This is a genomic window from Finegoldia magna (assembly GCF_018371055.1).
Classification (GTDB): domain Bacteria; phylum Bacillota; class Clostridia; order Tissierellales; family Peptoniphilaceae; genus Finegoldia; species Finegoldia magna_I.
On record NZ_JAGYZD010000063.1, the window covers coordinates 1 to 7974 of the forward strand.

The 7974-nt window shown below is 33.5% G+C and carries 7 protein-coding genes and 1 pseudogene; 7 read left to right on the plus strand and 1 reads right to left on the minus strand.

The features are described 5' to 3' along the window. The 7 genes and pseudogenes from KHW44_RS04040 to KHW44_RS04070 form a co-directional block, all read left to right on the plus strand. Positions 1 to 976, plus strand: a pseudogene (locus KHW44_RS04040) (DNA-directed RNA polymerase subunit beta'); the annotation flags it as partial. A 60-nt stretch (positions 977 to 1036) separates the two neighbouring features. Then, complete coding sequence (locus tag KHW44_RS04045; protein ID WP_002835011.1) at positions 1037 to 1870, plus strand: energy-coupling factor transporter ATPase; 834 nt, start codon at positions 1037 to 1039, stop codon at positions 1868 to 1870. 9 nt (positions 1871 to 1879) lie between these two features. Continuing rightward, a complete protein-coding gene (locus KHW44_RS04050) occupies positions 1880 to 2731 on the plus strand; it encodes an energy-coupling factor transporter ATPase (protein WP_035109070.1) in 852 nt (283 codons plus the stop codon). Further along, on the plus strand, positions 2728 to 3525 hold the full coding sequence (locus KHW44_RS04055; protein ID WP_304066286.1) for an energy-coupling factor transporter transmembrane component T: 798 nt from the start codon (positions 2728 to 2730) through the stop codon (positions 3523 to 3525). The genes KHW44_RS04050 and KHW44_RS04055 overlap by 4 nt, the downstream gene beginning before the upstream one ends. After that, complete coding sequence (gene truA / locus KHW44_RS04060; protein WP_002835007.1) at positions 3522 to 4256, plus strand: tRNA pseudouridine(38-40) synthase TruA; 735 nt, start codon at positions 3522 to 3524, stop codon at positions 4254 to 4256. Before KHW44_RS04055 ends, truA begins: the two co-directional genes overlap by 4 nt. A gap of 12 nt (positions 4257 to 4268) precedes the next feature. Beyond that, on the plus strand, positions 4269 to 5849 hold the full coding sequence (locus KHW44_RS04065) for an ABC transporter permease subunit (RefSeq protein WP_304066291.1): 1581 nt from the start codon (positions 4269 to 4271) through the stop codon (positions 5847 to 5849). Next, the gene (locus KHW44_RS04070) at positions 5839 to 6579 is read left to right on the plus strand and encodes an amino acid ABC transporter ATP-binding protein (protein ID WP_002835005.1); all 741 of its coding nucleotides are present in this window, start codon (positions 5839 to 5841) and stop codon (positions 6577 to 6579) included. The genes KHW44_RS04065 and KHW44_RS04070 overlap by 11 nt, the downstream gene beginning before the upstream one ends. 38 nt (positions 6580 to 6617) lie before the next feature. On the opposite strand, the gene KHW44_RS04075 is transcribed toward KHW44_RS04070, so the two are convergent. Then, positions 6618 to 7974: Ig-like domain-containing protein (locus KHW44_RS04075; protein WP_304066294.1), on the minus strand; the 1357-nt coding region annotated here is incomplete at its 5' end.

Genomic DNA, 7974 nt, shown 5'->3' on the forward strand with positions numbered 1-7974 from the left:
CGGTAGAAACTTAGCTACTGGTAAGCCTGTAAACATTGGTGAAGCAGTTGGTATAATTGCTGCACAATCTATCGGTGAACCGGGTACACAATTGACAATGAGAACTTTCCACTCAGGTGGTATCGCCGGAGTAGGAATCACATCAGGTCTTCCTAGAGTTGAAGAATTATTTGAAGCTCGTAAACCAAAAGGACTTGCTTATATCACTGAAATAGAAGGTACAGTTAAAATTCAAGAAAACAAAAAGAGAAATGATGTTATCGTAACTGCTGAAGATGGCGAAGAAAAAGTTTATCAAATTCCTTACGGTGCTCACATTAGAGTTAACGACGGAGATCATGTTGAAAAGGGAGAACCATTAACAGAAGGTTCCATCAATCCACAAGATATTCTTAGAGTTAACGGAGCTGAAGGTGTTCGTGATTATATAATTAGAGAAGTTCAAAAAGTTTACAGACTACAAGGTGTAGACATTGACGATAAGCACATCGAAATTATAATCAGACAAATGATGAGCAAAATCAAAGTTGAAGAAAGCGGAGATTCTGGATTCTTATCAGGCAGCGTAGTAGATGCTAGAGATTTCAAGATGACAAATGAACAACTTGTCAAAGAAGGAAAAACTCCTGCAACAGGAACTCATTCATTAATGGGTATCACAAAAGCATCACTTGCAACTGAAAGTTTCTTATCTGCAGCATCATTCCAAGAAACTACAAGAGTATTAACAGAAACATCTATTAAAGGAAAAGTTGATCACTTAATAGGCTTAAAAGAAAATGTAATAATTGGTAAACTAATACCTGCCGGTACAGGAATAGCAAAATATGACAGAATTGAAGTAGATTATGACGGTAAAGCTGAAGAAGATATGATTGAAGCTGAAAAAGCACAACAATTAAATGATTCTGAAGAAGCGGAAGAATCTACAGTAAAATCTGGAAACTACGAATCATTACAAGATGAAGATAAATAATATTTAAGAATTAAGGGATGTAAATTTGCATCCCTTTTTTTATAAAATTGAGGAGTTTTGATGAAAAAAGATACAAACATCATAGAAATAAAAAACTTAAGTTTTCAATATGAAGGTTCATCAAAAAAAGTATTAAAAAACTTAAACATAGATATTAAAGAGGGAGAATTCATCTGCGTATTAGGCCACAACGGGTCTGGAAAATCTACACTAGCAAAACTCATCAACGCTCAATACATTCCAACAGAAGGTGATATTTTAGTTGGAAACATGAACACAAAAGATGACGATAGCTTGTGGGATATTCGTGAAATGTGTGGGATGGTATTCCAAAATCCTGACAACCAATTGGTAGCGACAATCGTCGAAGAGGACGTTGCTTTTGGTCCTGAAAATTTGGGAGTACCAAGAGAAGAACTTCGCAAGAGAGTAGATGAATGCCTTGAACTTGTGGGAATGAGTGAGTACAAGAGACACTCACCAGCGCTATTATCTGGAGGTCAAAAACAAAGAATTGCAATTGCTGGAATACTAGCGATGAATCCTAAGTGTTTGTTAATGGATGAGCCAACGGCAATGCTCGATCCTCAAGGAAGAAAAGACATATTAGATACTGTGTTAAAATTAAGAGAAATGGGCAAAACTATAATCCACATTACTCACTACATGGAAGAATGTGTAAATGCTGACAGAATAATCGTAATAAATGAGGGAGATGTAGTGCTTGAAGGAACGCCAAGGGAAGTTTTCTCAAATGTAGAACAAATGAAAGAAATAGGACTTGATGTTCCAGAGCCTACTGAAATCAGCTACCTTTTAAATAAATCAAATATAAATGTAAGATGTGATGTCCTTACTGTAGACGAACTCGTTGAAGCTTTGGGAGAATGTTAGGTGATAGATATGAAGATAGAATGCAAAAATTTAGAACATATTTATAACAAATCAAATCCGTTTGAAAAAGTTGCTCTCAAAGATATCAATTTAGAGATAAATCTTGGAGAATTTATTGGAATAATAGGACACACTGGAAGCGGTAAATCAACATTAGCACAACATTTGAATGGATTATTAGAACCGACAGATGGAGATGTATTAGTCGACGGAATATCAACAAAAACAAAAGTAAAAACAGATATAAGGAAAAATGTTGGACTAGTATTTCAATATCCAGAATATCAACTGTTTGAAGAAACTTGCTACAAAGACATTGAATTTGGTCCGAAAAATTTGGGGCTTACAGATGAAGAAATTAAAGAGCGTGTAGAGTGGGCTTGTGATGCCGTTGGATTAGATGTTGAACACATGAAAGAAAAATCACCATTTGAATTATCTGGCGGACAAAAAAGAAGGGTAGCAATTGCCGGTGTTTTGGCGATGAAACCAAAATTTTTAGTACTAGATGAACCGACTGCAGGGCTTGATCCATTGGGACGCGATATGATTTTAAATCAAATAAAACAACTTTTTGAGAGAGAAGACATGACAGTTATTTTGGTAAGTCATAGCATGGAAGATATCGCAAAACTTTGTAACAGAGTAATTGTTATCGACAAAAGTCAAATCTTTATGGACGATAAGCCGGAAGTTGTATTTAGCAAAGAAAAAGAGCTAAAGGAGATTGGACTTAGCATTCCACAATCTACACAAGTTGTGAGGAGATTGAAAGAAAAAGGATTAGATGTAAAAACGGATTGCTTGAATGTTGAACAAGCTTATGAAAGCATCAAAAAAGCTATGGAGGCAAAATCATGATAAAAGATATAACAATTGGTCAATATTTTGCAACTGATAGTATTATTCATAAGCTTGATCCAAGAGTCAAAGTAACATTTGTATTTTTATATATTATTGCGATATTTCTTATAAGTAAACTTTGGGTATACGCACCTGTATTGGTGTTCCTAATAGCTATAATCAAAATTTCAAAAATAAAACCAAATTTTGTATTCAAAGGAGTTAAACCACTTCTTCCAATTATCTTGTTGACATTCATACTTAACGTATTAATGACACCAGGTGAAGTTGTGTGGAAATGGAAAATATTTACTGTTACAAAAGCTGGATTGAATTTGGGATTTTTTATGGCATTTAGGTTGATATTTTTGGTTTTAGGAACAAGTTTATTGACATTGACAACATCACCAATTGAATTAACTGATGCTATGGAAAAAATGCTGCATCCATTTGCTAAATTTGGATTTCCTGCTCATCAATTTGCTATGATGATGACCATAGCTCTTAGATTTATTCCGACATTATTTGAAGAAACAGATAAAATAATGAAAGCTCAAATGGCTAGAGGAGCAGATTTTGAATCGGGAAATATAATCAAAAGAGCGAAAAATCTCGTACCACTTCTAGTTCCATTGTTTATAAATGCTTTGAAGATTGCAGGAGAACTTGCAGTTGCAATGGAAGCCAGATGTTATCGCGGTGGAGAAGGAAGGACAAGGCTTAACGAATTATCATATCAAAAACGAGATTTCATAGCTTATAGAGTTATTATATTATTATTCATTTTAATTATCGTGAGTAGAATAATATGAAAAATATCAAATTAACAGTTCAATATGATGGTTCAAAATTTTACGGATGGCAGAAGCTGAATGATTTGCCATCCGTACAATTAGAAATAGAAAAAGCAGTGACAAAAATGGTTAATCAACCAGTGAAAATCAATGGAGCTGGAAGAACTGATAAAGGAGTTCATGCAAAAGGTCAAGTGTGTAACTTCATTGTTGACACAGATATTTCCGCGAATCAATTTCTAATGGGAGTCAACCACTTCACGAGTGATTCAATTGTCATAGTGAAATCTGAAGAAGTGGATTTGGATTTTCATGCGAGATTTAGTGCGAAATCAAAAACATACAAATACATTTTATGTAACAAATACTATATGGAGCCTTGGTTTAATGATTATAAAGGTCACAGAAAATACTACTTAGATTTTGATTTGTTACTAAAATGCAGAGATATGCTAATTGGAAAACATGATTTCACATCATTCGTTAATGATTTGGAAGAAGATACCAATCCAATTAGAACTATTGATGAAATTACAATAGAAAAAATTGATGATGATTTTGTATTCACATTTAAGGCGGAAAGTTTTCTTAGAAATATGGTTAGAATTTTGGTTGGAAGCATGGTTGATGTAGCCAGAGGAAGAAAAAGCATAGAATGGCTTAAAAATGCTTTGGAAAATAAAGACAGACAATCTGCAGGTATCACGATTGAGCCTTGTGGATTGTATTTAATGGATATCGAATATTAAAAGGGGGAGTAAATGAAAAACTTTACCAGAAAACTCATCAGCGTAGTTATGATACTAATGATGATGTTTGTTTTCATTGACACCGAATCTTTTGCCGAAAAAGATACATTTGTAATCGGAATGGAGGCAAACTATGCGCCGTTTAACTGGTCTCAATCGACAGACGCAAATGGTGCTTATCCTATTGAAAATAGCAAAGGGGAATATGCAAACGGATACGATTTGCAAATAGCTAAGAAGATTGCCGATAGTTTGGGCAAGAAATTAGTTGTAGTAAAAATGGAATGGGACGGACTTGCACCAGCAGTTATGAGCGGAAAAGTTGATGCGATAATTGCAGGTATGAGCCCAACAAAAGAAAGAAAAGAACAAATTGATTTCTCAGATACTTATTATAGTTCTGATTTGGTAATCGTAACTAAAAAAGATAGTAAATACATCAATGCAAAATCATTAAATGATTTAAAGGGTTTTAAAATCACTGGTCAATTGAACACATTCCATTATTCAGTAATCGATCAAATTAAGGATTGTGACAAACTACCTGCAATAGAAAGTTTTCCATCAATGCTGTCTGCAGTTTTAGCAGAGAAGATAGACGGATATGTTTCAGAAAAACCACAAGCTTTGAGTGCAGAAGCATCTAATGCTGAGCTTTCATACATTGAATTTGAAAAAGGTTCAGGATTTGAAACATCAGCAGAAGATACTTCAATTGCAATCGGGGTGAAGAAAAATTCTGATTTGACCAAAAAAATCAACGAAGCTTTGAAAAAAATCAGTCCAGAAGAAAGAGATAAGTTGATGCAAGAAATGGTAAGATTGAACGTGGAAAAAGACCAACCACAAGGATTCTTATCAAAAGTAAAAAGCATATTCAATGAATATGGATCGCTTTTCTTAAAAGGTGCATTGATGACGTTGTTCATCGCCAGTGTATCGACAATTGTAGGATTTTTAATTGGCATATTGGTGGCAGTTATTAGAAATATGAAATTAGACAAAGATAAAAATAAGTTCACTTATTATCTTCACAAAGTCATTAATTTCATTTTAGCTTGTTATGTTGAAATATTCAGAGGGACACCAATGATGGTACAATCAATGTTGATTTATTTTGGAGCCAAATTATATCTTGGAATTGATATGGCGCCAATTAGTGCAGCTTTGTTCATTGTAAGTGTCAACACTGGAGCTTATTTGTCAGAAGTTGTACGTGGTGGAATTAATTCTGTCGATGTCGGACAAATGGAAGCTTGTAAGGCTTTGGGAATGACACACGGACAATCAATGATTAATGTAATCTTGCCACAAGCAATCAAAAACATCTTGCCTTCTATCGGAAATGAGTTTGTAATCAACATCAAAGATACATCAGTATTGAACGTAATCAGTGTTACAGAATTATTCTTCGTATCCAAATCAATTGCAGGATCAACTTATAATATATTTGAAACGTACGCAGTTACTTGCGTTATCTATTTCGTGTTGACATTCTCTTTGACAAGACTTTTATTATTTATTGAAAAGAAATCTAATAACAGAGAATACGTAATGGAAGCTACAACTGGAGGAATGTTCAATGGAAAATAAAATAATAGAGTTACAACATTTGAAAAAAAGTTACAACGGAGTAGAAGTTCTAAAAGATATCAACTTCACGATATCAAAAGGTGAAGTTCTATCTATTATAGGATCATCTGGTTCTGGTAAGTCTACTATGCTAAGATGTATTAATCTTCTAGAAAAACCAACTGGTGGAGATATTTTGTATCATGGAGAATCCATACTTTCTTCCAAATTTAATCAAAACAAATTCAGATCCAAAGTAGGTATGGTATTTCAACAATTTTATTTGTTTGAAAATATGAGTGTAATGGATAATTGCACTGTCGCTCAGATCAAAGTTTTGAAAAGAGACAAGGTATCGGCAGTTAAAGAAGCTAAGAAATATTTGGAACTTGTAGGAATGATCGACCATTCACACAAGAAACCAAGTATGCTATCAGGTGGACAAAAACAAAGAGTTGCCATTGCAAGAGCATTGTGCATGAATCCAGAAGTTTTATTGTTCGACGAACCAACATCTGCATTGGATCCTGAGATGGTTAACGACGTATTGCAAGTAATGTCAAAACTTGCAGAAACGGGGATGACGATGGTAGTCGTGACACATGAGATGCAATTCGCTAGAGATGTGTCCACAAGAGTTTGTTTCATGAATGAAGGCTACATCATTGAAGATACAGATCCAAAAACAATGTTCACAAATCCAAAACACGAAAGAGTTAAAGAATTCTTGAAAAATTACTTGAATAACTAAAACAAACGCCCTTTATCATACGATAAAGGGCGTTAATTTTATCTGATATTTCTAATGTAATTGTGAATTACATAGTTGTTGTTATATTTGCTGTATAAATTATAAGGACTGTAGATTGAATTGATTTGAAGTTTATCTGAACTACCAAATGAAACCTTGAAATCAAATGAAGTGTTTGGATTTGATTCACACCAAGCTTTTGCTGTGAAATCTGTTGGTGATGTCGCAGTTTGTTGTTTTATAAACATTGTTGCGACACCATTTGAATCAGTCGTTTTTGTAATTGTTTGGTCAAATCCTTTTTGATTTCTAATTCTAATATTTAATTTTAAATTAGCAATTTTCTTGTCGTTTTCATCTGTAGCAAATATTTTAATGTTCGCTGTATCATTAAGATTGTATGACTTTTTGTCTGTTTCGAACTTCAACTTAACAGTTTGTTTTGTTTCAGGTTTGTTTTCTGATTCTGTAACAATGAGAGTTTTGTTTGCTGAAGAATTTTTGTATCCGGTTTTTGAAACTGTGGCTTCAATGTAGTATCTTCCTTTAGCTTTTGGTCTGAATGTGTAGTAACAATTACCGTAGCTATCAGTCTTAAATCTTTTTTCTTGTTTATTGTCATTCTCATCAGTGATGCTTAATACTACATCAGCACCTGAAATTCTTCTTGTATTAGTCTTGCAAGTTACAGTTATCATAGAATTTTGATTCAATTTGATTTCTGTACTGTCCAAATCAACTTTAGTATCAAAAGTTGCTCTGTTATCTTTCACTTCAAAACTTACATTATCTTCGTTGGTATTTCCTTTTGAATCTGTCGCTGTAATATTTACATTATAAGTTCCAGCTTCATCTAATTCGTCAGCTTTTAAATATAGTATAGATTGTCCACGATAGTTTGTAGTCAATTCTTTTTCTATTAATTTCTTAGATGGTTTGTTAATCGTAAATTTAACTTTTGCATCTTTAATGTTTCGTTTGCTTGAATCTGTAACTATAGCGGAAATATTATTAGTATTACCAATAGAAATTGAATTTCTGTAGACATTGGATTTAATATTTACTGCCATCTTGCTTTCTGGACTGTCACCTTCTACATAAATTACAGCAAAGTTTGAAACGTTTGAACCGTCTTTTGATTTGGCGAATATTTTAACTTTACCTGGATTGTTGCACACAACCATAGCGTTATCTACCGATGCGATGTTTTCATCAGAACTTTCCCAAGTTATATCGCGATTTTTGGCATTTGCAGGTAATATTCTAGTATCAATTCTAAATTTGTCGCCGACTTTTGCTTTTTTATATGAAGGATACATAATAATACTTTGAACTTTGACATCCTTGTCAACACTGTCGTCAATATTTGGCTTTTCATTTTCTAGTACGTTAACC

Bases quoted from the DNA above. Each gene is read 5' to 3' on its own strand.
- KHW44_RS04045 (WP_002835011.1), top strand. From the start codon at position 1,037: ATGAAAAAAGATACAAACATCATAGAAATAAAAAACTTAAGTTTTCAA.
- truA (WP_002835007.1), top strand. From the start codon at position 3,522: ATGAAAAATATCAAATTAACAGTTCAATATGATGGTTCAAAATTTTAC.
- KHW44_RS04050 (WP_035109070.1), top strand. From the start codon at position 1,880: ATGAAGATAGAATGCAAAAATTTAGAACATATTTATAACAAATCAAAT.
- KHW44_RS04055 (WP_304066286.1), top strand. From the start codon at position 2,728: ATGATAAAAGATATAACAATTGGTCAATATTTTGCAACTGATAGTATT.
- KHW44_RS04070 (WP_002835005.1), top strand. From the start codon at position 5,839: ATGGAAAATAAAATAATAGAGTTACAACATTTGAAAAAAAGTTACAAC.
- KHW44_RS04065 (WP_304066291.1), top strand. From the start codon at position 4,269: ATGAAAAACTTTACCAGAAAACTCATCAGCGTAGTTATGATACTAATG.